We start from the raw sequence: 26,020 nt of genomic DNA, 5'->3' as shown, positions 1-26,020 counted from the left end.
GCTAACCTGGTCGCTTTTTGTTCATACGTATGTTATTTACGCAAAATCAAGGTGAATGTGCTGCCCGACGAGGTACTCTCAGTCAGGATCAACATACCTCCTAATGCTTGGGAAATCATTCTGCTAAAAGACAAGCCAAGCCCCAGCCCACGGACGATGTGCTTCTTGTCCTCACCTCGGTAGAATCGCTCAAAAATCAAAGACTGTTCTTCTAGCGGTATCCCACGCCCATTGTCCTTCACGTCGATACGAATCTCTTCTGCTGTTGCAGATAGGGCCACGACAATCCGCCCCTCCGCTTCCATCGCTTGTGCTGCGTTGTTTAGGAGATTGTACATGATTTGCTGCACACGCAGCGGGTCGGTCTCTATCAAGATCGGTTCAGACGTATTTTCGATATGCAAGCTGAGCTGAGCTTCTTCCTGCACAATTTTCCATTGGTGTGTAATTTCCCGGATCAGCTCCTGCATGTTTTGGGGTTGCAGACGAATGCGAATATCACCTACAGCAAAGGAGTTAAAATCGAGCAAATCCTCTATCATCTTTTGCAGACGTGTCGTTTCCTTCGTACAAATATCCAAAAACTCCTTGGCTTCTTCACCGCTGACAACCTCTTCCCTCACGGCTTGCACCAGTCCACTGATGGACGTAACAGGTGTTTTGAGCTCATGGGTCACGCCTGCCAGTAGCTCGGTACGCATCATTTCTAGCTGCTTCAATCTGTTTGCCATTTCTTCAAAGGAATGGATCAGCTCATACACTTCTTGTTCCCGCTTGTTTTTATCCAAGTGAATCTCGTAGTTCCCCAGCACGATTTGCTTGGCAGCGTCTGCCACATCTTTAATAGGCTGAGATAGCTTTTTCGTCAGCAAATAAATGACGAGCCATCCAAGCAAGCCGAGACCGAGAAGCATGATCGCGAGCAACTGGAATTCCGTCATACCTCGTATCACTTGTTTTTGTGGGGTGAACAGCATGACCCAGCCAACTACTCGCTCATCAACCTCAATGCTTTTCTTCACGAAAAGCACTTCGTCGCCCCGCGCAAGCTCAAACTGTGACAGACTATCATCCGCTTCCACCAGCTCAGGCGCGATGCGTTTCAGTTCCCCAGAAAAAGGACCTGGAACGCCAAATACAGGTTGCTTGTGTTCATCTAAAATCACCATAATTGGCTTGTAATCAACTCCAAGTGACTCTTGACGACTGTCCACAATCCGAAACAAGAACGGCGCCATTTTTATCTTGCCTTCCGCATCAATGATCCGATCCGCTACTTCCGCTGCCATCAGTCTCATAAAATCAAGGCGTTTTTGCGTCTCACCATAAGAAATCCAGTAGCTGGATGCAATCCCGATCACAAAAAGGCCGATACACAATGTGATCAAGTATCGAGTTGTCCAATATCGAAACAAAGAGGTGCGTTTTTTCTCACTCATATACACACAACTTGTAGCCCAAGCCACGATAGGTACGGATTTCCCCTTCAGATGTCGGCCAATTCTCCAAGGATCGCCGGATGCGTTTGATCGCGAGGTCTACTGCGCGATCACTTCCTTCGTAATCCATCCCCCACACCTGCTCGATGAGCTGTTCTCTGGTGAACGTCTGGTTTTTATACTGTGCCAAAAAAAGAAACAGACACAAGTCCTTTGGCGTGAACGCCAGTTCGATGCCGTGCAGCATGACAGAATACGCCTTGAAGTCGACTTTCAGACTGCCAAACTGCTTCACGTGACTACCTTCTAGCAATTGTTTCGAGCGGCGTAATACCGCATGTACACGCGCGACCACTTCGTCTGCGATAAAGGGCTTAGTGATATAATCGTCGGCGCCTTTGTTCAAGCCCGCCAGCTTGTTATCGATTTGTCCCAACGCTGTCAGCATGATGACCGGACACGAGCTCTTCGCCCGAATATATTCGAGAATACTCCATCCACTTCGCCCAGGCAGCATTACATCCAGCAAGACGAGCGTAGGATTGAGTGAATCAAACTTCCGCTCTGCTTCCTCACCGTTAAATGCCTGTTCGACCCGAAAGTTGTTTTTTTCCAAGTACGCCTTCAATACCCGAGAGATGGGTAACTCGTCTTCCACGATTAAGATGTTTTGCATTCTTCAGTACTCTCTCCCCTCTGCTCGGACTAGTCTCCCCTTTAGCGTAGGACATGAATATGTCAAGCAGATGTCTGGAAGGAATCATACTTTATCAGTAAAATGAAGAGAACGTATATAGCAATTAGGGAGGTTTTTCTCATGAAACGCTTGAGCGCGGAAGAAAAGAACGGCCTGTATAAGGCGATCAGTAACCGTCGCGATATTCGTAGCTTTCGCCAAGATCCTGTCGCCCCGGAAAAGCTCGCCATGATTCTGGCTGCTGCCCACCATGCTCCTTCTGTCGGATTCATGCAACCTTGGAATTTTGTCCTGGTGGAAGACGACGCAACTAAACAAGCTCTCGCAGAATGCGCGGATAAAGAACGCCGGGCACTTGCCATTCACTACGAAGGAACAGGAAGAGAATCTACCTTTTTAGAGTTGAAAATTCAAGGGATCAAGGAAGCACCCGTTACTATCTGTGTCACTTGTGATCCTACACGTGGCGGAGACCATGTACTCGGACGCAATTCCATCCCGGAAACAGATATTATGTCTGTCAGCTGTGCGATCCAAAACATGTGGCTGGCTGCATACGCAGAAGATTTGGCAATGGGCTGGGTCAGCTTTTACAAGAAGGCTGACGTGCGTCGTATCTTGAACATACCGCCACATATCGATCCTGTCGCATTGCTGTCGATCGGCTACACGGATCATTATCCGGAACGTCCGCTCTTGGAGCTGCACCAATGGAGACAACGCGAGGACTTGCAACAGTTGATCTATCGGGAGCAGTGGGGAAACAAGGCGTAAGCCTCGACAACATACAAAAGAAGAAAAGGTTCCCGCTTCGAGTATGGGGACCTTTTTCGTTCATGAAAGGAACATGAAATGAAAGAGATTCTGTTAAAATACCTGACCAGATTTACAACCCTTCCTGAAACAGAGCAACGGGTAATTCTTGAAGAAATCCTAACGGAGGAATATAAAAAAGGAACGATCCTCCTTCGACAAGGAGATGTTCCCACGAAATGTTATTTTGTATTAAAGGGATGTGTTCGGCAGTATTCAATAGATGAAACGGGGAAAGAAGTGACATCCCAATTCTATACCGAAGAACAAGCCATTGTGAATCTGGGGCAGCATAAGTTGGATCAGACATCCTCGTATTTTTTAGCTTGTCTCGAAGACTGTACATTGGTCGTTGGTAATCTTGATACCGTTAGTGACATGTTCAACAAATATGCACAGTTGGAAACCATGTCACGCAAGATGCTAGAAGAAAACCTTGGCGAGATACAAGATGAGTTTGCTTCCTTTATCGCTTCCACACCTGAAGAGCGGTACAAAACAGTTTTGCAGAAACGCCCTCACTTAATCGATCGTGTGCCGCAGCATCAATTGGCGAGCTATCTTGGCATGACACCAGAGTCGTTAAGTCGTATTAAAAAGAGGATCTCTACTGACAAATCGTAGCGCAAGTTGTCAGCTTCTTTTCGCAGCGATTCCTCCTTTGAACAGCAGCCAGATCCCAAAGCCCAACTCACCTGCGATCATGGGCAATTGAAATACAGCGGTAAGAGCTGAGATGATCCCGATGTTTTGCGGAATAAACAATTTGCTCAGGTTGATAACGATATAGCCGACCGAAGCCACCAACAATAATAGGCCAATGACCCTCGGGATGCGCTCTGATTGGATAGCTACATAACCGATAAGCATAAGATGCCCGCCAAAGATTACTAATCCTATAGACCAAGTCGACTCAAATGCTTGCAGACAAAGCATCATTTGTGCTTGAAGCTGATCGCTTGACAATAGCGCCAATGGCTCCGTACTTTTCGAGAGGAGCAACACAATGAGCAGATTAAGCAAGGCTATTCCCAAAATAGCGGTATAGATCAGACGGAACCAAGCAGCGAGTAATGACAGGTACGGATGAATCGGCTTCAGGAAGAGATAAAAAGCCCAAGCAACGACGATGTCCGTGATTAAGATGATGACCCAACCAAAAATCTCGGCTTTGAAAAGCATAAGGGATGAAGTGATGTTGTGAAAGGTTGCATTGGCATCTCCTTGTACGACAAGACTATCATGAACAAAACCGTAAGAAAAAAAGGAAGCAAGCACCATGATAAGAAGTGAAATACCAGCAATCAGAGCAGATTTTCGCTGATACGATGGCTGGGTGACTGAGACCGACATAAGATCCCTCCTTGGTAACTATGTAACGTTTATTGTAGGAGGAAGAATAGGGACGGTCATTGACTTAAATCAATGGAGTCATTTGCTGCAAAAAAAAGACCGCCTGATCAACAGGCAGCCCAAGAGAAGTAGAGGGGGTAGTACGTGATTCACGGTATCTTCCTGACGTGCCCGAACACGAAGAAGGTTTCACAATTGACATGACTCACGAACATGGAACTAGCAAAATGGGAAATTTCACCTGACGCCGAGCCCTTCCTCTATGCCCGAATATACCTATCTATCCGAATCGATTTAGTTACGTGGACGCGTCCGATTTGTCGGAATGGCAGCTAGCGGATCATCCGGCCAATAATGCTTGGGATAACGGCCCTTCAAATCTTTTTTTACCTCAAAATACGCATGTGCCCAAAAACTCGCCAAGTCCCTTGTCACTTGTACCGGACGATGAGCTGGCGAAAGCAGGTGCAATGTCAGCGGTACCTTGCCTCTGCCTATTCGCGGAGAATCTTGCCAACCAAACAGCTCCTGTAGCCGGACGGAAAGCACCGGTGCCGTTGGATCACTGTAATCGACAGGAATTTTGGAACCGCTCGGGACGATCACATGAGTCGGAGCATATTCGTCCAATTGTCTGCGCTGCTCCCATGACAGTATACTTTCCAGTATCGTCGTCACTGATAGCGACTGCAGGTCTTCCTTTCTTTTGAAACCATACACATGTGGAGCGAGCCATTCCTCCAAGGAAGCAAGCAGAGCCTCATCATCCACATTGGGCCAGCCTTCCTCCAGACGGGTCATAATCGTCAAACGCTCCCGATACTGTCTCGCCTGCCGATTCCATGGCAAAATCTCCAATCCTTCTTCCTTTATCCCTTCCAAGAACGCTGCTAACAACTCATCTGGCGAAGCCTCCGCAGGTGTATCCGACAATAGGATCGCCCCTAACCGCTTTTGCTTGCGGCTGCGAACTGCCCTTGCTGTATGCTCCCACCATACGTTCATTCGTTCGGTAATCTGCATCGCACAATCATTCAACAGCGTGCTTTCTTCCACGCTAGCCGCCAGTAATATCCGACTGTCTGCACCTTGGTCATCGAGTTCTGCTGCCACAATATATGGAGAAGCAGCTAGTGGTTGCTGCACGGAAAAAGCCGCCCCACGCCCATTGCAAAGCAAATAACGTCCATCTGCCCTTCGCTGGGCAATCCGGTCCGGGTACGCAAACGCCAGCAGTCTTCCTGTCGCTTCTGTACGAGTGGAAGTGTCACTAGGCTTGTTTGCCCATACCCGTTTGAAGTGCGCCGCCTCCTTCCAAAGTCTTCTGCATGCTCCTCCATCAATCGGAAGCTCCGCTGCTCCACTCTGTTTGTTTGCTACCTGACGAAGCAGTTCAACACGCGTGCGCATATCCGCATCTGCTGACGCTTGGCGCCCTCGCACTATATCTCGTTCTTCCAAGAGGACAGCCAGCTCGCAAGCCAGCTCACCTTCCCCCAGCTCATTTGCTTTCTGAATCATGTGGCCTAACCTCGGATGCACACCCATCCCAGCAAGCACTCGTCCATGTGGCGTAATCTGCGTTTTCTCATCTAATGCGCCCAGTTGATGCAGCAGCTCTTGAGCCTGCGCCATCGCTGCCTTCGGCGGGGGATTCAGCCAATCCAGCTCTTCCGGCGCCCCTACTCCCCACAGAGCCAGCTCCAAAGCGAGCACAGCCAGATCTGCTTCCATGATTTCAGGTACCTGCTGTGGAATGAGCATGCGATCCTCTTGCTCGGTCCATAGTCGATAGCAGACCCCGGGTGCAAGACGTCCAGCCCTTCCTCGGCGCTGGTCAGCAGCTGCTTTCGATACCTTTGCCGTCTCCAGCCTCGTCATCCCTGTTCGTGGAGAGAATCGCGGGACCCTTTTTAAACCACTATCAATCACGATGCGAACCCCCTCGACAGTTAGGCTCGTCTCGGCAATAGAGGTAGCGAGAACAATTTTGCGCTCCCCTGTTTTCCCAGGCTGGATCGCCTTATCTTGTTCCTCCTGCGACAAATTTCCGTAAAGAGGCGCAATCCGGATATTCGAGACTACACCGCTTTGTTCGAGCAAACCTTGTACCCGGTGAATTTCTTTGGCTCCAGGTAAAAAGACGAGCATATCTCCCTCTTCTTTGCTCAACGCTTGGAGGATCATCTGTACCACCGCTTCCTCCAGACGTCCCTCCATCGGGGTGGTCAAATAGTACGTCTCTACTGGAAACATCCTGCCTTTACTACTGACAACGGGAGCATTCTCCATCAAGGCTGACACGGGCTCGGCGTCGAGCGTAGCGGACATCACGAGAATTCGCAGATCTTCCCGGAACAAGCTTTGTGCCTGAAGACTAAGGGCCAGCCCTAAATCCGCGTGCAAATTCCGTTCATGGAACTCGTCGAAAATAACAAGGCCGACATCTGACAGCTCCGGATCATCCTGTAGCATTCTCGTTAAAATCCCTTCTGTAATCACTTCAATCCGAGTGCCTGTACCTACCCTTGATTCACGCTTGACCCGATAGCCGACCGTTTGTCCAACTTCTTCACCCAGCAAGGCAGCCATGTAAGCAGCAGCTTGGCGTGCTGCCAGTCGGCGTGGGACCAGCATCACAATTCGGCGATTGTGTAACCAAGCTTCTTCACGCAATGCCAGTGGTACCCGCGTCGTCTTCCCCGCACCCGGAGCAGCGACCAACACTGCGTTTGTCTCTTTGCGCAGTGTGTTTACCAGCTCTGGCAATATTTCATCTATCGGCAATGCATTCATGTTTTCACCTCATACGAGCAATCATCCTTACCATCATACACGATACTACGGTACAGGATGAGTGCGGATCACATCATGATGAATTTTACATACGAAAATGACTGAATACTCATTCAATAGTATAATGATTCCATCACTATGGGAGGTGTGCGGTATGATTCACATTCATCACCATGAAGATGTGGCATGTCTGGAAGGAATTGTTCGCGTAGGGGATTGGGAATCTGCGATTTATGTTTATGTGGCGGATGGCATGTTGGTTGATACTGGCCCGAAAGTCCTCGAGCAAGCTCTCATTCACAGGTTCCAGGAAGCCTCTTTTGATTCTGTCGTACTGACGCACAGCCATGAAGACCATGTCGGTACCGCCTCGTGGATTGCCCAGCACAAGCAGGTCCCTCTTTTCATTCACGAAAAAGGAATGGACATTTGCTCCAAAAAAGCACAATACCCTTTCTATCGTAAGATTACTTGGGGGATTCGCGATCCGTTTGTGGCCCAACCCTTGGGTGGCGTCCATCACTCTCGCTCCATCGAATGGAAAGTGCTTTATTCCCCCGGCCATGCCCATGACCATGTAGCCTTATTGGATGAAAGTACCGGTCGCTTGTTCTGTGGCGATCTTTTTATGGGAGTGAAAACGAAGGTCATATTACGAGAAGAATCGATCCCCACCTTGATGAATTCCCTTCGTACAGTGCTCACTTATGACTTCCAGTCGATCTTTTGCGCTCATTCGGGATATCATCCAGACGGGAAAGCACTCTTGCAACAAAAGCTGGAGCATTTGGAGAATCTGTCTGGGGAAATCCTGCATTTGCATAGCCAAGGGCTGTCCACCCAAGAAATAAACGCTCGCATGTTTCCATCAAAACCGCTGATCATTACGGCTTCGTCTGGCGAGTTTGACTCCCTGCATATCGTCACATCTGTTCTTGCAGAACACCTTCCTTTTCCAGCACCGGATAGTATACTAGAAGGATAATCCTTACAATTTCAAAGCAAAAAGATAGGAGAGTATATGAAAGTCATCACGGTGTTACTTGCACTCATTCTGGGGTTATCTAGCATTTATCCTACAGCTGCTCATGCTGCACCGAAATTTACCGATGTCGATCCGAAGAAATACAGCTGGGCCATGAATTCAATCTCCTTCATGGTAGATAAGGGTGTGGTGAGCGGTTATCCTGATGGTCGCTTCCAACCTGAAAGATTGGTCGACAAAGCAGAACTGACCGTCATGATCTATCGCCTGTTTGATCAATACAGACCGTACAAACCGAATCAAAAGACGGACTATAGCAATTACCACATTGAACATTTTTCCGATGTGCCGAAAAATCACTGGGCCTACAAGGAAATCAGTTCAATCGTTACACGAGATTGGTGGAACGCCGTAAGCTATACACATGCTGGCTACAAATTTTACCCGGACACCAAACTCAATCGAATGGGCACAGCTAATGTCCTACCCGTCTTTATGTTAGACAGGCAGGATATGCCTGCCACGGAAGTTTTTCAAATCCTTTCTTCTATACGGGATATCCCCATTATTCTCAGTCCGTACGATTCGATGGAAGATCCTGTTTTTCAAGAGGATGGGCGATACGCTGAGAATGGGTCAGACCGAACGAACATTCTTTATCCGATCCTGATCAGTCAGGATGGCAATGAATATTTTTTCTCAGATGACTTTAGCGGAATCACTGCCACCAACCTCGCCCTTTTGCAAAAAACAGGGATCATGACTGCATGGAACGGTAAGTTCGAGGGTGGAGAAATGCTGACTCGCGCGGAAGCCGTCACTATTTTGCACAGATTTTATAACTATTTGAAGCAAACAGGGACACTCCGCCAATACTCGAGCAAGTAAAAAACCTCCATTTTGGAGGTTGTTTTGCGAATCCTTATTCTTTGTCGATCGGATTGCTGATATGGTCATCATACGGATCAAAGTAAATTTGTCCATTGGAGCTAATCACAGCGTAATTCACTTCCCCGACGGTCAATCCTTTTTTGCCCACCTGCGAGAGGAGCCACTCGACGGTCAGGCTATGCTGATGTAAATTGCTCTGGATGATTTGGCCATCCATGATTAATTCAATCGGGAATGTCTGCCTCTTCCCCAGTTTCAGCTTTAAGTCTCCTCGAGTGACAGGCATAAACTGCGGTTTTCGCAGGACCGATACCTCTCCATTCAACTCCAGCACAGCATATTGAACCTCTTCGATATTAAAAATGTTTCTTTCCCTCAACTCTTGATTCAACGTATCCAAAGACAGCTTCAGCTTGCGCATGTTATCTTCAAGAATTCTTCCATCCTGGATGATCACCGTCGGTTGGCCCGAAAACCATTTTCGCATCTTCCGGTTTTTCAGAGAGAGGACCATCAACAAATAGGCGATACCACTAAAAGTGAGTAACGCTACAATCATATGCGATATTTTGATTATGTTGTTAAAGGCAAGGTTTGCTGTCAGCGCCCCCAAAGTGATCGCCGCGACAAAGTCGTGATACGTCATTTGCGCGATCGTCTGCTTTCCCAGCTTCCGTGTAATGATCATCATGATAGCAAAAGCCAGCGCTGCTCTACCAACCGTTTCCACAATAGACTCCATGCTCCACCCCGAGGATGACAAAATTTCCACTATCTCCAAATTATAGCCATGTTTTTCAACAGAAAACCCATCAATACGATTTGACCATACAGACTTTTCCTACAAATTCTTCTACAATAGAGAAAAATCACGCCTGTGGAAAGGAACGAAGTGAGATGGCGATCAAAAAACTGGAGCATGTGGGTTTGATGGTAAAAGATTTGGAGGCCTCTATTGCTTTTTACACCGAAGTGATTGGGATGGAGCTAAAAGGAAAGCTCGTTCATTCCAACGGAGTCATTACCCTTGCTTTTCTTGGATTTCCGGGAAGCACAGAGACAGAGCTGGAGCTCATTCACGGATACAGCGATTCACTGCCGATAGAGGGCAAGGTACACCACTTGGCGTTTGCTGTGGACAACCTCGAAGTTGAAATCGACCGTTTGAAGCAACTACATGTATCCTTTATCGATCAGGAAATAACCACATTGCCGAACGGGTCGCGTTATATGTTCTTTAAAGGTCCGGATGGAGAATGGCTGGAGCTATTTGAAAGCACAAGAACGTAAAGGGAAAAGATTCGCCTTTTCCTTCTACGCCCCCTCTTCTTCTATTCTACTTTGATCTCTTTTCTACGTCCCATATACCACTGATAAAATCCTTCCGCTAACTCTATCGGCACATCTGTTACCCCTTTATGACTCACCGGTTTGGCACGATTTGTCGTTTTGATGGAAGCGAGACCTAGCTGCTTTTGAAGCAGGTCTCTTTTGACGTTGACCTCTATGATCTTCTCTCGTTTCGACACAAATAAAGTCGTGGTTAGGCTTCCTGTTTGGAACTGAATGAAATGATCATTCAATGTGTATCGCGTGTTGTAGAATTCAATGACCTCGAAGACCAGGACGACCAGCGTCAAAGCAATGGAGATGACCCACCACGCTTGCTCCCACCCCCAAATATTCGGCTTGAAGTAGTAAAGCGCACCCGTGCCTACGATCCAAATCCAGCTCGATCTGACCAAGCGAACCCATAATGATTTTTGGGGGAGACTCGACATTTCTTCCGTCATTTCATACGCAGGCAATATTTCTGCAATCATCTCATACGCACGTTGTACCGGTAAAAATGGATAGAGTGAGCTGACATCCTGTTTATCTTTATCCGAATAGCTATCCCCACCGACAACCGTCAGCTTGACTTCGGCGAGACCCAGCATTCGCTTTAACAAGGATTGCTTGATTTTAATCGCTTGCACTCTCTCTTTTGCGATCGAAAAAGCTGTTTCTTCTATAACTCCTTTGGCAATATATATTCGCTCGTGATCCGACGAAATCTCATATTTGCCATAACGAATATAGGTCGTGACCATGCCGAATACGATGGAGAGAACGAGAAGTCCAACAGTTGTCAGCGTGATCAGTGTCCACGAGCTCGTAATCAGCGAAAAAAGTCCTTCTACCTGCTCCTCCACGTCGATATATTCGGTGAGTTTGAAATACGCCCATACAAGTAACGTAATCATCCCGAGGAAGCTGAGAGAAGTGAACGAAGCCTTGATAATCTCTTTTTTCGTTGGCGTAAAGTGAATGATTCGCTCTGTAGTGGTATACGGTGTACCGATTTCCTCCGTAGAGGACGTGTCCCCTTCTTTCCCTTCCACTTCAATCTCTCTTTCGAATCGCACTGCCTGTTTCGTGTAGGCCTCCAGTCGATCCGCTTCGTTCAAAGAAATCACCGCGAATTCCACGGTAGAATCATCGCCAACCATCCCTGTCTCAAACCGGATGGAAGTCACTCTAAAAATCCGGTGCAGCAATGTCGTATGTCGATTGACGTTTTGGATTTTGGTATACGGTATCGTTTGCTTTTTCTTCGTAAAAATTCCTTCGTAAAGATGGAAAGACGTATCATCCAGCCTATACTTGTACGAGACCCATCTCAAAGCCAGATAGACCAGCATCCCTCCCACATAGATGTAAAAAACAATTCTCCCGTACGTAATGAATGCGTTCGTCGAGTCATAATTGAACACAAACAGAATGAGCGCAGGAAAAAACAGATGCTTTACTTGGATAATGAGATCGAAAAGGACATTTAGTGGATGGTATCGTTTTGCGTCCATCACTACTCCACTTCCTTTAATTTTGCATAGTGAGCAATCTGTTCTCTTAATTGAGAAGCGACATCCCCCGGCAGTCCTGGAATTTCGTGCGAGGAGCCCATTGTTTTTATCGAGATGGTGTACAGCCCGTACTTTCGTAAAATCGGTCCTTGTTTCGTGGAGACTGCTTGGATTTTCGTCATGGGGACAAGGAAATGCCTCTCTGTGATCACCCCGAATTTCATTTGCAAGAAATCTTCGTCGATATCATACCGCCAGCTTTTATATAAAAAATAAGGCTCGACAAAAGACCAAATCGTCGCGATCACACCGATAACGAGCAATCCGTGCAGACTCCATCCGATCCATTCCTTCCAGGCAAAACGATCATCTAGATAATAGAGGATGGCCAAAATAACAATCCCGATCACAGCCGTAACCCCCTCGGTAATAAGCTGTACCTTGAACGCATCCTTGGACAAGCATTTTTGCGGCGCGCTGATTGGAGATGGCATATCATCACTCCTGTATGATTATTACGCTGTCAATTCACTCTTTATTTCATACGTAAAACAATCCGCCCGGTTTCTATGGACATATCGTCAATTTTTCATGCAGCATACGAATACTCTAATGCCGTTCGAATCATACTAAATGATGGAGAAAACGGCTTGTAAAAATTATCACATTATAATCATTATAAAAAACTTGACTTACTGAATCATTTATTAAATAATAATCATTGTAAATTATATTCAAGCATGCCTCGTTAAGCATGCTTTGAATATGTACTATACAAATAACCTATAAAGGAGCTAACACTATGTCACTCATCGGAACTGAAGTATTGCCTTTTAAAGCACAAGCATTCCAAAAAGGTAAATTCCTCGAAGTAACAGAAGCAAACTTCAAAGGTCAATGGAGCGTAGTTTGCTTCTACCCAGCAGACTTTACTTTCGTTTGCCCTACTGAACTCGAAGATCTGCAAAACCAATATGCAACTTTGAAAGAACTCGGTGTTGAAGTATACTCCGTTTCTACAGATACTCACTTCACTCATAAAGCATGGCATTCAAGCTCTGAAGCAATCGGTAAAGTAGAATACATCATGATCGGCGATCCTTCCCATGTAATCTCCCGCAACTTCGATGTATTGATCGAAGCTGAAGGTCTGGCAGATCGCGGTACATTCATCATCGACCCAGACGGTGTCGTTCAAGCTGTTGAGATTACTGCAGGTGGCATTGGCCGTGATGCAAGTGCTTTGATCAACAAAATCAAAGCTGCTCAATATGTTCGCAACAATCCAGGTGAAGTTTGCCCAGCAAAATGGCAAGAAGGTGGCAAAACACTGAAACCAAGCCTTGATCTCGTAGGCAAAATTTAAGGTGTGATATAAAATGGCCCTCGACCAAGAAATCAAAGCGCAACTAGAACAATATCTCGAGCTCTTGGAAGGCGATATTGTGCTCAAAGTCAGTGCAGGCACCGATGAGGCATCTTCCGAGATGCTTGCACTGATTGATGAGCTAGCTAGTATGTCTTTAAGGATCAGTGTGGAGAAAGCGGAATTAACTCGCACACCTAGCTTTAGCGTAAACCGTGTCGGTGAAGATACTGGCGTCGTTTTTGCTGGTACTCCACTGGGCCATGAATTTACCTCTTTGGTATTGGCTCTCTTGCAAGTTAGCGGAAGAGCTCCAAAGGTTGAGCAAAGTGTCATTGATCAAATCAAAGACATTCGCGGTGAATACAAGTTTGAATCTTACATCAGCTTGAGTTGCCATAATTGTCCAGATGTTGTCCAAGCTCTGAACTTGATGAGTATCTTCAATCCTGGTATTTCTCATACGATGATTGATGGTGCCGTATTCAAGGACGAGGTTGAGAGCAAAAACGTGATGGCTGTACCAAGCGTTTTCCTCAATGGTGAATTTTTCGAAAGCGGTCGTATGACTGTGGAAGAAATTCTTGCCAAGCTGGGTTCTGCTCCGGACGCTTCTGAGTTTGACAATAAAGATCCTTATGATGTACTTGTTGTGGGCGGTGGCCCTGCAGGTGCGAGTGCGGCGATTTATGCTGCACGCAAAGGGATTCGGACAGGTCTCGTTGCTGAACGCCTTGGCGGTCAGGTGAATGACACGTTGGGTATTGAGAACTTTATCAGTGTGAAATACATTGAAGGTCCTCAACTCGCAGCCAACTTGGAGAAGCAAGTGAAAGAGTATGGCATCGATGTCATGAAGCTGCAACGTGCCAAGCGTTTAGAGAAGAAGGATCTGATCGAAATTGAACTCGAAAACGGTGCTGTCCTGAAGAGTAAGACAGTCATCTTGTCGACAGGTGCTCGTTGGCGGAATCTGGGTGTACCAGGTGAAGCAGAGTTCAAGAACAAGGGTGTAGCGTATTGCCCTCATTGCGACGGTCCTTTGTTTACAGGCAAAGATGTCGCAGTTGTTGGCGGCGGTAATTCAGGTGTGGAAGCAGCGATTGATCTCGCAGGTATTGTGAAGCATGTAACGGTTCTGGAATTCTCGCCAGAACTGAAAGCTGACGCAGTATTGCAAGATCGTCTCTACAGTCTGCCGAATGTTACTGTCCTGAAAAACGTTCAAACAAAAGAAATTACGGGAACTGACAAAGTGAACGGCATTTCTTACATCGAGCGTGAAACAGGCGAAACCAAGCATGTTGAATTACAAGGTGTGTTTGTTCAAATCGGTCTTGTACCGAATACGGATTGGTTGGGTGACACGATTGAGCGCACTCGCTTTGGCGAAATCGTGGTAGACAGCCATGGTTCTACAAACATCCCTGGTGTTTTTGCTGCTGGTGATTGCACCAATAGTGCTTATAAACAGATCATCATTTCGATGGGATCTGGTGCTACTGCGGCTCTGGGCGCTTTCGACTATCTCATCCGCAACTAATAAAGAAGCCACTCCTTTTCACGGGAGTGGCTTTTTCATTCTATACGTTATTGGTTACCCACATTGATAAACGGTGTTGCTCCTCCCGTTACGTTTGGCAGCTTTCCATCCCATTTGCGGATGGCTTCGAGCTGTGCCTCAATTTGTCTGAGCTGAATCAGCTCAGGCGTAACCTCTTGTTTTTGCAGGCGCAACGCTTGTGCCTGTGCCTCCGCTCTCGTAATTTCCTGCTCTTTCTCAATCTTGATTCGCTCCAGGTCCAGCTTAGATTTGAGCGCTTGCTGCTCAGCCACTTGCTTGGATTCAATGGCGCGGTTGAATTCATCACTAAAGGTAAACTCACGAATGTTGATCTCATCGAGGATAATGTTATAGGTGGACAGCTTTGTATGCAGGACTTCTTTTACCTTTTGGCTGACCTCGGAACGCTTGGATACCAGCTCCTCGGCTGTGTATTGAGCGGTCACTGCTTTAAATGCTTCGGCAATAGCTGGATCAACGATTCGGCTATTGTACTCCAATCCCACCTGTTGATACAGTTTATTGATATTTTCAGCGTCCAAATGATGGTTAACCGCAATTGTGGTAGATACGGTTTGCAGATCACGCGAAGCGGAAGTCTGGCTCATTTCTGATTTTTGCACCCGCACTTCCATCGGGACCACGGTTTGGATGAACGGAATTTTAAAATGCATGCCCTCTTGCAGTACTTTTGGCTGGACCGCCCCCAGTTGCAGCACAACTCCACTATGCCCTGCGGAAATAATCGTAAAGGATTGCGTGCCAAGCAAGACCAACACGACCAATATCACAATCGTTGCGATCAGCTTTCCTCCAGCTTGAAAGGGACTCATTCTTACAACATTTTTGTCGCTCATACTCGTCCTCCTTGCTATCTATATATGCTCATTCATTTATACGGGGGAGTGGGCTCTAAGTTTCAAGAAATTTATGAAAAACAAACGTCATGCGCGCTCTGCTTTCGAAGCTTCTAAAAGAACGTGCGCCATGCGCTCTGCCTCGATTTTGCATAACTCAAATTCGACTTCACCAGAAACATGCGAAATCAATTGGACTACTTCCTCACATCCATGATTGCATATTAAAAACTGTCCCCACCGTACTTCCGAACGTGGTACCTTGCGGGCGGAAAAGCCGCTCTGAAAGCCACCAAGACTCATGTCATTCCATCTCCTATCCGAAAAACAATTCTACAATATTCATCGCTGACGAAGAATTTCGTTTATACATCTCACTATAACCGCAATTCACGCAACTGATCACATCATACACCTGGTACTGAACATTCAACATGCGCGATAAGCCGCCACCTGTAGCCGACATTTGTGTTACAGTTGTACGCGTGCAGCCACATTTGATACATCCTCTTCGTCCACTGTTACGATCTGACGAAGCTCTTCCTTGCCTTGTACACCTGCACTGGTTGTTTTGATCCAGATTTTCGTTGCATATTCCGCATGCTCCCAACATCCTACCACCTCAATTCATCCGATTAGCCACAGCCCCCCTCATCATACCCTTTATTTGGAAAAGAAGACAAAGAAGATTGTTGAAGGAACTCCCCATTCTCACTACTATAGAGTCAAGAAGGGAGATGATCATATGTTAGACCCTTACGTACGAACTGCCGATTGCGGCTCTGAGCAAAGAGCTCCCCTTTCTCTTGGTTCAGAGCCTTCCCGATATTGAGTTGAGGATCTCTTTGCTCATCTATATACGCACATCACGCTATATAGACAGGAGCAAAAGCAGATGAAATACAAAAATGCACAAAACCTATTGCCAGGTGATCTGCTGCGGCAAATCCAGCATTATGTACAAGGGAGCTATCTGTACATCCCGATCCACCACGAAAACAAAAGACAATGGGGCACCTCCACAGACACAAAGCAATGGCTTAACGAACAGAATCAGGCTATCTGGCAGGAATATCGCGAAGGGGCTTCTGTCAAAGCACTGGCCCAGAAGCATTACTTGACCGAACACAGTATTCGGCGAATCATTCGTGGACATAAATGAGACAGAGATAAGGTCGACCGTGTGTCTGCTCCATTCTTACGTTACACTCCTTTTATAGATCAGTCAGTCATTCAGGAGGAACAACGTATGAATCAGATTCATTTACTCGATATCTCATTTATGTATAACGGGATACAACAGGTTATTACTCCTGTTCTGCTGCAGGATGTGCATGAAATGATACTTGTGGACTGTGGTTATCCGGACTTTTTGCCACTGCTTCAGGAGGCAGCGCACAAGCAGCAGCTTACGTTCGACGCACTCACGAAGGTAATTGTGTCGCATCATGATATGGATCACATGGGTTCGTTAGCAGCTTTAAAACATGCCTACCCGCACCTCGAAATCATTGCTTATGAATCCGACGCACCGTACATCGCAGGACAGAAGAAGTCATTGCGATTGGAGCAGGCGGAATCAACACTTGACCATCTTCCATCAGGTGAAAAGCAACAAGCCGAACAATTTATTCTCTTTTTGCAGTCCATCGAACCCGCATCGGTTGATCGAACCGTAACGAATCACGAACAGCTGCCTTGGTGCGGCGGCATCGAAATCATTCATACACCTGGACATATGCCTGGACATATTTCGTTGTATTTAATCGCAAGCAGAACGCTGATTGCCGGAGATGCTGTTGTGATCGAAAACGGTAGACTCGAAATCCCCAATCCTGCCTATACGATGGATATGGAGCAAGCGATTCGCTCCGTCCGCCGCTTGGTCGATTATGACATTAAGCAGTTGATTTGCTATCACGGCGGGTTGTTTCAGGGAGATATCAAGCAAGCGCTCCGTGAGCTGATCCAAGCCTACGACCCTACCTAGGAGGCGCTGCTCGGATGAGAGAGAACAAATACGATGAGCAAGGTTTTTTCTCTAAATACAGTCAGATGGCTCGTTCTACTGAGGGACTAAGCGCTGCAGGAGAATGGCACGCTTTTCGGGAGTTATTGCCTCCATTACGAGAGAAAAAAGTACTCGATCTTGGCTGTGGCTTCGGCTGGCATTGCCGATATGCGCGTGAGCAGAAGGCCCGCTCCGTTCTAGGTGTGGACCTTTCCGAAAAAATGCTGGCTCGTGCCAAAGAGACTACAACTGATCCCTCCATCGAGTATCTCCGTCTTCCGATTGAAGACATTGATTTTGCTCCTGGGGAATTCGACGTCGTCATCAGCTCCTTGGCCATTCATTATGTGGAGCGCTTTGACTTGCTTTGCCAGCGTGTCCATCATACCCTTGCTCCGGGAGGTTCGTTCGTTTTCTCCGTGGAGCATCCGGTTTTCACTGCTCTGGCTGCACAGGACTGGCATTATGGACCTCAAGGTGAACGCTTGCACTGGCCAGTGGACAACTATCAGCAGGAAGGCATCCGGCACGCGAGACGAACTCCGCCGGCCGATCTTCTTGTTGATCGCCGCGAGCAAACAAGCATCATAACGACAAAAAAGCACCTCGTCCTTCACGTCATTTCCGTGTTTGGACGGGGTGCTCTGTTATTCCCCAGCAGCCTCCAGATTTTTAAACTGGTTGTAAAACAATTGATAATAGGTACCCTTCTGCAGGGTGAGTTCATCGTGACTGCCTTTTTCCACGATCTCTCCCCCATCCACGACCATAATCGTGTCGGCATCTCGAATCGTACCTAGCCTGTGCGCAATCACAAAGCTCGTGCGCCCTTCCATAATGGTAAGGAGCGCATCTTGGATATTCAGCTCTGTCCGTGTGTCGATGCTGCTTGTCGCCTCGTCGAGTATGAGCAGCGACGGCTTGGCGAGTATGACACGGGCTATCGCCAACAGCTGGCGTTGTCCCTGACTCAGGTTGCCCCCATTTTCCGTCAGCATCGTATCATAACGCATCGGGAGCCGATTGATGAACACATCTGCATTTGCCATTTTCGCAGCGGCTACTACCTCAGTATCAGTCGCATCCGGTTTGCCGAACATAATATTTTCCTTGATGGTACCGGAAAACAAGTACGTATCTTGCAAAACAAAGCCAAAGCTGCGCCGCAAGCTGTCCCGTGAATACTCCCGAATGTCTTTTCCATCCAAATAAATCGTACCTGAGGTCACATCGTAAAATCGCGTGAGCAAATTCACAATGGTGGTTTTACCTGCACCCGTTGGTCCAACTAACGCGATGGTGCTCCCTGCCTGTGCCTCGAAGCTAATATTTTTCAAAATCGGTTGATCTGGACGATAGCCGAAGCTGACCTGATCAAAAACGACGTGACCCTTGGGCTGTGCAAGCACAGTGGCACCCGGAGAATCCAATGGCTCCTCTTGTTCATCCAATACCTCAAACACCCGCTCCGCCCCAGCAACACCGGATTGAAGCACATTGAAAATGTTCGCGAGGTCGTTCAGCGGACGGACAAACTGTCGGGAATAACTGAGAAAGCTCGCGATCACACCGACTGTGATCAATCCTTTTACAGCGAGTACGCCTCCGACAATCGCCACCATGGCAAAACCAAGGTTGTTGATCACGTTCATGATCGGCATGAGAAAGCCCGTCAAGACTTGTGCCTTCATTCCTACCTTGCAGAGCCGATTATTGATCGTCGTAAAGTCTTCAATGGCCTTTTGTTCGTAGTTGAAGGCCTGCACCACCTGAATGCCAGAAATCGTCTCTTCAATGTGCCCGTTCAACTTGCCCAGCTCCATCTGCTGATTTTTGAACAGGACGCTGGTTCGTTTGGCAATCATGCGTGTGAGCAGGAACACGAGTGGCGCCGTGATCAGGCATGCGAGTGTCAGGATCGGGGATAAGACGAGCATCATCACCAACGAACCGAGGAGCACGATCCCCCCTGACATCAACTGCGTTGTGGATTGAGAGATGGAGTTGCTGACGTTGTCAATATCATTCGTCAGCCTGCTCATCAACTCCCCGTGCGTGCGCGCATCGAAATAAGCAATCGGCAGCTTTTGCAGCTTGTCAAAAAGAGCCTGCCTCAGATTCGTGACGATCCGTTGCGAGATGCCTGCCATCAACCAGCTTTGCAAAAACGTCAGTGCCCCATCCAAGATGTACGAGCCGAGCAAGGCAAGAATGATGATGGACAAAAAGCTAAGAGTTTCCTCGCCTCCCGTCATCGCATCAATCGCCTTTCCGATCAAATAAGGCGCAGACAGCATGAGTAGTGCATCGACAAATACAATGCCGAATACAATCGGCAGCAGCTTTTTTTCGTTGCCAAAAGCTTGCCAGAGCCTTTTTAGTGTAGCTGAAAAATTCTTGGGCTTACTCACTGGGCCTCTGGCAGCACCATGTCCAAAGCCTCGGCCAGGTCTCGGTGAAAAGACAGGTTGTTGCTTCTGTTGACTCACCCTACTTCACCTCCCGGCCAATTTGTGACTGAAAGATTTCCTGATATACCTGGCAAGAGGTCATCAATGCGTCATGCGTACCCATACCAGAGACTTCTCCATTGTCGAGTACGATGATTTTATCCGCATCCATGACGGATGTAATCCGCTGTGCGATCAAGATGCAGGTGAGGCCAGCCGCATAGTCTCGAAGCGCATCCTTAATCTTCCCTTCTGTCGCCACATCTACCGCACTTGTACTGTCGTCGAGAATGAGGATTTCCGGCTTTTTCACCAAGGCTCTCGCTATGGAAATACGCTGTTTCTGTCCTCCAGAGAAGTTGACTCCCCCTTGTCCTACGCGTGTCTCATAGCCTTCAGGAGTGGCGGAGATGAACTCGTGAGCCTGCGCCATGCGGGCCGCTTGCTCGACCTCCTCGCAGGTCGCCTCTGCCTTGCCCCAACGGATGTTTTCCATTACCGTTCCCGTAAACAGCATGGTTTTTTGCGGCACAATCGCCATTTTTTCACGCAATCGCTTGGGCTCGATGTCTCGTACATCAATGCCATCTACCCGAATCGTGCCTTCCGTTACGTCATAAAACCGTGGGATCAGGCTAACCAGACTACTTTTTCCAGAGCCTGTCGACCCAATAATCCCGACGGTCTCCCCAGGCAAACAAGTAAACGAAATCTGCTTGAGTACCGGCTGGCCGCCCCCTCCATCATATGAGAAGCTGACCTGCTCGAAGTCGATACGTCCCTTTTTGCCTGTAAGTTCATGAGGTTGTTCCTCTTTCCAGCTCATTTGGTTTTCCTCAGAAAAAACTTCTCCGATGCGTCCCGCTGATGCTTTGGCCCGCACAAACATGTTAAATACCAAGGAAATCATCATGAGTGAAAACAGAATTTGCGTCATGTAGTTCGTAAACGCGATAATATGACCGACTTCGATGCTTCCTTGTTCTACACCAAGCCCCCCAAGCCAGAGGACAGCGACAATTCCGAGGTTCATCGTCAGCATGATCGCTGGACTGAAGATAGACATTACCCGCGTAGCCGATACCGATTTGGATTGCAGCTCTTCATTTGCCCGTGTAAACTTGCCACGCTCAAAATCAAAGCGATTGAACGCCTTGACGACACGTACGCCAGACAAATACTCGCGCATCGCACCGTTCACCCGGTCAAGTGCTTGCTGCACCTTTAAAAAGAACGGAAAGCCGATTTTCATATTCAAGAAAATAAACAAACCCACAATGGGCACGACGATTGCGAGAATCACAGCCAAATCCGCGTTCAATTGGGTTGCCATAAACAACCCGCCGATGCACATCAACGGCGCCTTGACGAATATTCGCATCATGCCGTTCACAAACATCTGTACTTGATTGACGTCATTGGTCAGACGTGTCACGAGCGAGGCTCTGTCGAACTTGTTCAAGTTTTCAAAAGATAAGCTTTGCACTTTTGAAAACAAATCTGTGCGCAGCTGTGCACCGAAGTTTTGTGAGACGTATGTAGCCAGCACATTGCGGATGGATGCAGCAACGGCCCCGAGCGCCGTAACGAGCAGCATCAGCCCGCCTGTCTTGAGCACGTAGTCCATATCCCGGTTTGCTACACCCGTATCGATAATGTGCGATAGGATCGTCGGCTGCAAAAGATCACATACTGCCTCCAAAGCTAAGAAAAACATGGAAATCCCGGCGACTACGCCGTATTTTTTTATGTATTTTTTGTAGAAGCGCATCCGTTCACCCCATCTGTGTTCTTACGTACAAGATAACGCTTAGCTAGCGAAATGTCACGAGAGATTGTCAAAAGGAAAGTGTGGGGGCTTACAGGTTTTTTCGATCATCGTCGTCGAAATGTTAGGCGATAGATTTTTGGTCGAATGGGAGATGAAATGATGGCTCAATCACTGTTAAAAGGCATGGAAGGAGTTTTTATACCTGTGACGGACCCGGGTGCGTCTGCAAAATGGTATGAAGAAAAGCTTGGGTGCAGACCTTTGTTTGTGGAAGAGGAGGCTGTCACGATGCGGATTTCCGAGGAATCTAACACTGTCATCTGTCTCGTCCGCGTAGAGAACCATCAGCCGATGACATTTCCGGAAAATCGTTTTGGTGTCGGCAAATACTATAATTTTCTACCCGAGGATATTGAGGCGGCACATCAACTGTTAACAGAGCGTGGGGTGAGGGTAACCCCGATCGATGGATTTGGATCTACGAAGGTGTTGACGTTTTTTGATCCAGACGGGAATCCACTTGGGATGTGTCAGTATTGACAAAAAGGGCAAAAAGCTGGAATCACCATTTCGATCCCATGCTTTTTGCCCTCAGTTCGTTTACTCCGTCTTTTCTTCCTGTGGAACAGCGCCTTGATCCATATGCAAGAACTCCCACAGATGTCCATCCAAATCTTGAAAGCTCCAGCTGTACATGAAGCCGTGGTCAACCGGATCTTTCGATGGAGTTGCGCCCGAGGCTAATGCTTTGTTTACGATCTCATCGACTTGCTCCTTGCTGTCCGCCGATAACGCGACAATCACCTCGGTGCTTCTCGTTGCATCCGTCAGTTCTTTCTTCGTAAACGTTTGGAAAAACTCTTCGACGAGCAGCATGGCAAAAATGTTTTCCCCGATCACCAAGCAAGCTGCATTTTGATCCGTAAATTGCGGGTTAAATTCATAGCCGATCCCCGTAAAAAAGTCGATGGATTTGTTGAGGTCTTTCACCGGTAAATTGACGAAAATCTGTTTGGATTGCAATGCCATGTGTACTTCCTCCTCGGGTTTGTTTTTCTTTGATGTCTATATCCTAGCATTTTCGATTGCCCGAGGCTTCTTCTGGATTGCTATTTTGCCACGAAGGTATGTGGCTTTCCTATTGAGTTTCTATGCCGATGGACACTCAGAATGAGACCGAGGACAGCGAAATGAGCCAAAGCAGTCCCTATGTTGCCATAGCTGAGAAAAGGAATCCCAAGATACACGATTGGCAGCATGCCGGTTGACATCATCAGTGGCCAAATGAAGAACAGGGAGAATAAAGGAACGATACTGACAATGAGATGCTTTCCATATGGCTCATCCACTTCCTTGACGACCCGAGCCAGTCTCATTATAAACAGAGCAACGGCTAACAAGATCAAGATGCCCGCAATCCAGCCATAACTATGGATTAAGTACGTAAATTTGAAATCGGAGTCTAAATAAGACATTTTCGGTAATGGAGCATTGGAGCCCTTTCCCCAAAAACCTGCCGAGCGAATTGCTTCCATCGCCTCTAGATATACATATCCCTTTCCGAGCGGATCTTTGGTCGGTTGTACCCAGCCCAGCACCCTTCCTAACGTGTAGCTATCCAATAAACAAGCAACTGCCCAAACAATAGCAGACACAATCACTAAATAGAGTTTTTCTTTCCGGACGGTCTTTGTATACATCATGAGTATCATGAATCCAAATAGGTAGAGCATGAGGTCCGTAAACGATCCAGCCATAACAAAGAGGCAAGCTGGCAACAAAACAAATACGGTCAGCTTGGAAGCTATGCTCCGAAATCGCCACGTCCTGGTAAGAAGCATACCCGCAACGCTTATGAGAAACAAATACATGGACATTGCCACAAAATCGATCTTAATCGAACCGCTAATGTACATATATGCTTTTCCATTTATTGTATAGCCGTACGCAAGAATGAGAAAAAACACGCCAACAGTCAGCACGTACAAATGCAACGAGTACGGCAAAAGCTTGCGATAATCCGTGAAGGTAACGGCGAGCATCACCCCGATACCCAGTAAGGCATAGAACCAGTAATAATCCAGCTTGAACTCTATAAAACTGACCTGCATACCATACATCGTAAACAGACCAACAGCCAGGAAAGCCACCACATACACCAGAAGCCTCCACTCCACTCTGGGCTTATGAATCTGATGCAGCTGCTTCCCGACCGCAGCAGAATCGCCCATTTGCAAAATGGCTTGCCGCACCGCTTCTTCCTCTTCCACACCCTCTTCCATCTGCTCATCCATCAAATCAAGCAAGTGACTTTCCAGCTCATCCCGAATTCTCCGGTGCATTTCCGTTGCCCGCACATGTTGACATACTTGATCGAGATAATCTGCAATCAATGGATGTGTATTCGTCTGCTTCATGCTCTTCCCTCTCCCAGCACCCGATCAATCCCATCGCGGAACGTATGCCACTCGTGCTTTTTCTCCTTCAATTGCCCGCGACCTTCTGTCGTAATCCGATAGTATTTGCGTTTTCTTCCATCCTTCTCATCCCAATACGCTTCCACATAACGCTCCGCTTCGAGCGCATGCAGGATCGGATACAGCGTCCCTTCTTTTAATGTAAACAGGCCATTTGACTCCTTCTCGATGGCTTTCGCGATTTCGTACCCGTACATTTCCTTTCGATCCAGCATCGTCAAGATCAGAATTACGGTACTGCCCTTTAAAAGCTCCTTATTGATTTTCATAGTGCCTCCCGATTTAACCGCAAATACCTAGATTAACAATACATCATAAATCTATGCATATGATTCTATCATCCAAATCTTGTAAGATCAACACATGCGTGACATTCAGCTTTCGCGAAACATCTACCTTCTACAGATAAAAATGGAAAGAGAAAGTGACTCTACCTATGAAAAAGACCAAATACTTCAACATTCTGTTAGCTCTAAGCCTTACTCTATCAATCATTCCCTCTGTCGCACATTCCGAAAATGCCATCCGTTCAGACAGACCGGAAACGACAGTACTCAAGTACGTTCCGACAGAAAAAGAGATTCAGGTACCACCTGGTCTAACGGAACCATTTTTCGTCCCATTTGCAGGATCGAGTCCAAACGATCCCTTTTACAAAGAGTTCAAGCAGCAATGGTTCCCTCATTTTGCCCTTGTTTCTCCTACCGGGAAAGTAATCGATCAGCAGGAATCGTTAGCATATCCGGGGTACATGAGTCCGTTGCAAGACGGATACGGTTTTTTTCATATTATTACGTTCTACGGCAACAGCTCGTTTATTATTTTCGATCAACAAGGCAACACACAGGAATTAGGCGCCTACAACAATTATTTCACGCAAATAGACGGAGAGTGGTTTTTGTATTCTCCCACAAGCTATACCTCTTATCTGTATAATGCTCGTACGAAAACATCCAAGCAGATCACAGATGAGGAACTATTCACGATCCCAAGTGAATATACGGGAGCTACAACTTTCGATATTCATCACTACCCTTTTGTCAAACGTAACGTAAAGGATGGCATGGTTTTATCCTACAAATTTGGTTTAAAAGATATGAATGGCAAAATACACGCAAAGCCTTTCTTTGATGAGTACATGGGATACAGCGAAGGATTGCATCGCGTGAAAATTAACGGCATGACCCACTTTATTACGCACGAAGGAAAAGTCGTGTTGAAGCCTTCTCGAAATTACAAGGTGGAATCCAACTTCCATTCAGGAGTTTTTATCGTGTCAGGCAAAAAGGACAACGAAGAATTTTACTTATTGATGAACAAAAAAGGGACATTCGCTTCGAAAAAATATGCCTTTCTGAAAGAGACGAGTGACGGACAGTTTATTGCGGTGTCGAAAACAAAGGAAGGGTATTCCTTCCAGAAAATCAATGCGATGGACAAACCGACCACGACTCTCCCCTACAAGCTGGATAAAACAGAGCAGCTCAAGCAATTGAAACAGACTGGCAAACTCTTTCACACAGACACACAAATCATTGCAGACGTCGCGAATAAACAGCCGTTCCCGTTTCCGCACAAGCTACTCACGCCTCCTAGAAAGGAAACCGTTTCTATGGAATATACGGTAGGCGGCAAGAAATATATCGGTACGTTTACGCATGATGGGACGAAGATATATGCCAGAGAACTGAAATAGCTGTTTGT

General features: G+C 47.1%; 27 protein-coding genes and 1 pseudogene. 12 read left to right on the top strand and 16 right to left on the bottom strand.

The genetic code is table 11. The annotated features are described in order from the left end of the window. Window positions 1–32: 32 nt before the first annotated feature. Complete coding sequence (locus ACFYU8_RS15050) at window positions 33–1,466, bottom strand: HAMP domain-containing sensor histidine kinase (RefSeq protein WP_390300143.1); 1,434 nt, start codon at window positions 1,464–1,466, stop codon at window positions 33–35. After that, the gene (locus ACFYU8_RS15045) at window positions 1,432–2,115 is read right to left on the bottom strand and encodes a response regulator transcription factor (protein ID WP_390300145.1); all 684 of its coding nucleotides are present in this window, start codon (window positions 2,113–2,115) and stop codon (window positions 1,432–1,434) included. Before ACFYU8_RS15045 ends, ACFYU8_RS15050 begins: the two co-directional genes overlap by 35 nt. Before the next feature lie 141 nt (window positions 2,116–2,256). Between ACFYU8_RS15045 and bluB the strand changes: the two genes are divergently transcribed. Both bluB and ACFYU8_RS15035 read left to right on the top strand, forming a co-directional pair. Continuing rightward, window positions 2,257–2,910: a 5,6-dimethylbenzimidazole synthase gene (gene bluB / locus ACFYU8_RS15040; RefSeq protein ID WP_106839445.1), complete on the top strand. Its 654-nt coding sequence runs from the start codon at window positions 2,257–2,259 to the stop codon at window positions 2,908–2,910. A 78-nt stretch (window positions 2,911–2,988) separates the two neighbouring features. Then, window positions 2,989–3,573 (top strand): Crp/Fnr family transcriptional regulator, encoded by a 585-nt coding sequence (locus tag ACFYU8_RS15035; protein WP_390300147.1) that lies wholly within the window; start codon window positions 2,989–2,991, stop codon window positions 3,571–3,573. Window positions 3,574–3,582: 9 nt separating this feature from the next. On the opposite strand, the gene ACFYU8_RS15030 is transcribed toward ACFYU8_RS15035, so the two are convergent. Both ACFYU8_RS15030 and hrpB read right to left on the bottom strand, forming a co-directional pair. Continuing rightward, a complete protein-coding gene (locus tag ACFYU8_RS15030) occupies window positions 3,583–4,302 on the bottom strand; it encodes a DUF4386 domain-containing protein (protein WP_390300149.1) in 720 nt (239 codons plus the stop codon). 294 nt (window positions 4,303–4,596) lie between these two features. After that, window positions 4,597–7,098 carry an ATP-dependent helicase HrpB gene (gene hrpB, locus ACFYU8_RS15025; protein ID WP_390300151.1) on the bottom strand — a complete coding sequence of 834 codons (2,502 nt, stop codon included), beginning with the start codon at window positions 7,096–7,098 and terminating at the stop codon, window positions 4,597–4,599. Window positions 7,099–7,252: 154 nt separating this feature from the next. Between hrpB and ACFYU8_RS15020 the strand changes: the two genes are divergently transcribed. Further along, window positions 7,253–8,083, top strand: coding sequence for an MBL fold metallo-hydrolase (locus ACFYU8_RS15020; RefSeq protein ID WP_390300153.1), 831 nt, complete (start codon window positions 7,253–7,255; stop codon window positions 8,081–8,083). Between the two features lie 36 nt (window positions 8,084–8,119). Then, window positions 8,120–8,971, top strand: a complete 852-nt coding sequence (locus ACFYU8_RS15015; protein WP_390300155.1) for an S-layer homology domain-containing protein — start codon at window positions 8,120–8,122, stop codon at window positions 8,969–8,971. 34 nt (window positions 8,972–9,005) lie between these two features. Here the strand turns inward: ACFYU8_RS15015 and ACFYU8_RS15010 are convergent, their stop codons facing one another. Next, entirely contained in the window at window positions 9,006–9,716 is a 711-nt protein-coding gene (locus ACFYU8_RS15010; RefSeq protein ID WP_390300157.1) for a DUF421 domain-containing protein, read from the bottom strand. Window positions 9,717–9,871: 155 nt separating this feature from the next. On the opposite strand from ACFYU8_RS15010, the gene ACFYU8_RS15005 reads away from it, so the two are divergent. Continuing rightward, the gene (locus tag ACFYU8_RS15005; protein WP_390300159.1) at window positions 9,872–10,264 is read left to right on the top strand and encodes a VOC family protein; all 393 of its coding nucleotides are present in this window, start codon (window positions 9,872–9,874) and stop codon (window positions 10,262–10,264) included. Between the two features lie 41 nt (window positions 10,265–10,305). Here the strand turns inward: ACFYU8_RS15005 and ACFYU8_RS15000 are convergent, their stop codons facing one another. Next, complete coding sequence (locus ACFYU8_RS15000; protein ID WP_390300161.1) at window positions 10,306–11,820, bottom strand: PH domain-containing protein; 1,515 nt, start codon at window positions 11,818–11,820, stop codon at window positions 10,306–10,308. A gap of 2 nt (window positions 11,821–11,822) precedes the next feature. Next, the gene (locus ACFYU8_RS14995; RefSeq protein ID WP_390300162.1) at window positions 11,823–12,314 is read right to left on the bottom strand and encodes a PH domain-containing protein; all 492 of its coding nucleotides are present in this window, start codon (window positions 12,312–12,314) and stop codon (window positions 11,823–11,825) included. A 308-nt stretch (window positions 12,315–12,622) separates the two neighbouring features. Here ACFYU8_RS14995 and ahpC point away from each other — a divergent pair, with 308 nt between their 5' ends. Together ahpC and ahpF are read left to right on the top strand one after the other, a co-directional pair. After that, window positions 12,623–13,186, top strand: a complete 564-nt coding sequence (ahpC, locus tag ACFYU8_RS14990) for an alkyl hydroperoxide reductase subunit C (RefSeq protein WP_007727513.1) — start codon at window positions 12,623–12,625, stop codon at window positions 13,184–13,186. Between the two features lie 13 nt (window positions 13,187–13,199). Continuing rightward, entirely contained in the window at window positions 13,200–14,729 is a 1,530-nt protein-coding gene (gene ahpF / locus ACFYU8_RS14985; RefSeq protein ID WP_390300164.1) for an alkyl hydroperoxide reductase subunit F, read from the top strand. Window positions 14,730–14,776: 47 nt separating this feature from the next. Here the strand turns inward: ahpF and ACFYU8_RS14980 are convergent, their stop codons facing one another. From ACFYU8_RS14980 to ACFYU8_RS14965, 4 genes are all read right to left on the bottom strand, one after another. After that, complete coding sequence (locus ACFYU8_RS14980) at window positions 14,777–15,607, bottom strand: prohibitin family protein (protein WP_390300166.1); 831 nt, start codon at window positions 15,605–15,607, stop codon at window positions 14,777–14,779. A gap of 87 nt (window positions 15,608–15,694) precedes the next feature. Then, window positions 15,695–15,910: a hypothetical protein gene (locus tag ACFYU8_RS14975; RefSeq protein ID WP_390300168.1), complete on the bottom strand. Its 216-nt coding sequence runs from the start codon at window positions 15,908–15,910 to the stop codon at window positions 15,695–15,697. Window positions 15,911–15,923: 13 nt separating this feature from the next. After that, a complete protein-coding gene (locus ACFYU8_RS14970; protein ID WP_390300170.1) occupies window positions 15,924–16,073 on the bottom strand; it encodes a zinc ribbon domain-containing protein in 150 nt (49 codons plus the stop codon). A 5-nt stretch (window positions 16,074–16,078) separates the two neighbouring features. Continuing rightward, window positions 16,079–16,228: a hypothetical protein gene (locus tag ACFYU8_RS14965; RefSeq protein WP_390300172.1), complete on the bottom strand. Its 150-nt coding sequence runs from the start codon at window positions 16,226–16,228 to the stop codon at window positions 16,079–16,081. 274 nt (window positions 16,229–16,502) lie between these two features. On the opposite strand from ACFYU8_RS14965, the gene ACFYU8_RS14960 reads away from it, so the two are divergent. From ACFYU8_RS14960 to ACFYU8_RS14950, 3 genes and pseudogenes are all read left to right on the top strand, one after another. Beyond that, window positions 16,503–16,769 carry a CD3324 family protein gene (locus tag ACFYU8_RS14960; protein ID WP_390300174.1) on the top strand — a complete coding sequence of 89 codons (267 nt, stop codon included), beginning with the start codon at window positions 16,503–16,505 and terminating at the stop codon, window positions 16,767–16,769. Between the two features lie 87 nt (window positions 16,770–16,856). Then, complete coding sequence (locus tag ACFYU8_RS14955) at window positions 16,857–17,597, top strand: MBL fold metallo-hydrolase (RefSeq protein ID WP_390300176.1); 741 nt, start codon at window positions 16,857–16,859, stop codon at window positions 17,595–17,597. A gap of 14 nt (window positions 17,598–17,611) precedes the next feature. Then, a pseudogene (locus tag ACFYU8_RS14950) lies at window positions 17,612–18,154 on the top strand (class I SAM-dependent methyltransferase); the annotation flags it as partial. Window positions 18,155–18,265: 111 nt separating this feature from the next. On the opposite strand, the gene ACFYU8_RS14945 reads toward ACFYU8_RS14950, so the two are convergent. Beyond that, on the bottom strand, window positions 18,266–20,107 hold the full coding sequence (locus ACFYU8_RS14945; RefSeq protein ID WP_390300179.1) for an ABC transporter ATP-binding protein: 1,842 nt from the start codon (window positions 20,105–20,107) through the stop codon (window positions 18,266–18,268). A 1-nt stretch (window position 20,108) separates the two neighbouring features. Further along, window positions 20,109–21,839 (bottom strand): ABC transporter ATP-binding protein, encoded by a 1,731-nt coding sequence (locus tag ACFYU8_RS14940; protein WP_390300181.1) that lies wholly within the window; start codon window positions 21,837–21,839, stop codon window positions 20,109–20,111. 159 nt (window positions 21,840–21,998) lie between these two features. Here ACFYU8_RS14940 and ACFYU8_RS14935 point away from each other — a divergent pair, with 159 nt between their 5' ends. Next, a complete protein-coding gene (locus tag ACFYU8_RS14935; protein ID WP_390300544.1) occupies window positions 21,999–22,379 on the top strand; it encodes a VOC family protein in 381 nt (126 codons plus the stop codon). Between the two features lie 60 nt (window positions 22,380–22,439). On the opposite strand, the gene ACFYU8_RS14930 is transcribed toward ACFYU8_RS14935, so the two are convergent. From ACFYU8_RS14930 to ACFYU8_RS14920, 3 genes are all read right to left on the bottom strand, one after another. Then, complete coding sequence (locus tag ACFYU8_RS14930; protein ID WP_390300183.1) at window positions 22,440–22,868, bottom strand: VOC family protein; 429 nt, start codon at window positions 22,866–22,868, stop codon at window positions 22,440–22,442. A gap of 80 nt (window positions 22,869–22,948) precedes the next feature. Continuing rightward, window positions 22,949–24,256 (bottom strand): FtsW/RodA/SpoVE family cell cycle protein, encoded by a 1,308-nt coding sequence (locus ACFYU8_RS14925; RefSeq protein ID WP_390300185.1) that lies wholly within the window; start codon window positions 24,254–24,256, stop codon window positions 22,949–22,951. Next, window positions 24,253–24,585, bottom strand: coding sequence for a PadR family transcriptional regulator (locus ACFYU8_RS14920; protein WP_390300187.1), 333 nt, complete (start codon window positions 24,583–24,585; stop codon window positions 24,253–24,255). The genes ACFYU8_RS14925 and ACFYU8_RS14920 overlap by 4 nt, the downstream gene beginning before the upstream one ends. Window positions 24,586–24,752: 167 nt before the next feature. Between ACFYU8_RS14920 and ACFYU8_RS14915 the strand changes: the two genes are divergently transcribed. Next, a complete protein-coding gene (locus tag ACFYU8_RS14915; RefSeq protein ID WP_390300189.1) occupies window positions 24,753–26,012 on the top strand; it encodes a hypothetical protein in 1,260 nt (419 codons plus the stop codon). Window positions 26,013–26,020: the final 8 nt, after the last annotated feature.

Origin of the sequence: Brevibacillus sp. NPDC003359 (assembly GCF_042878995.1) — a bacterium.
GTDB lineage: Bacteria > Bacillota > Bacilli > Brevibacillales > Brevibacillaceae > Brevibacillus.
This window is presented reverse-complemented; position numbering and strand designations above follow the sequence as displayed.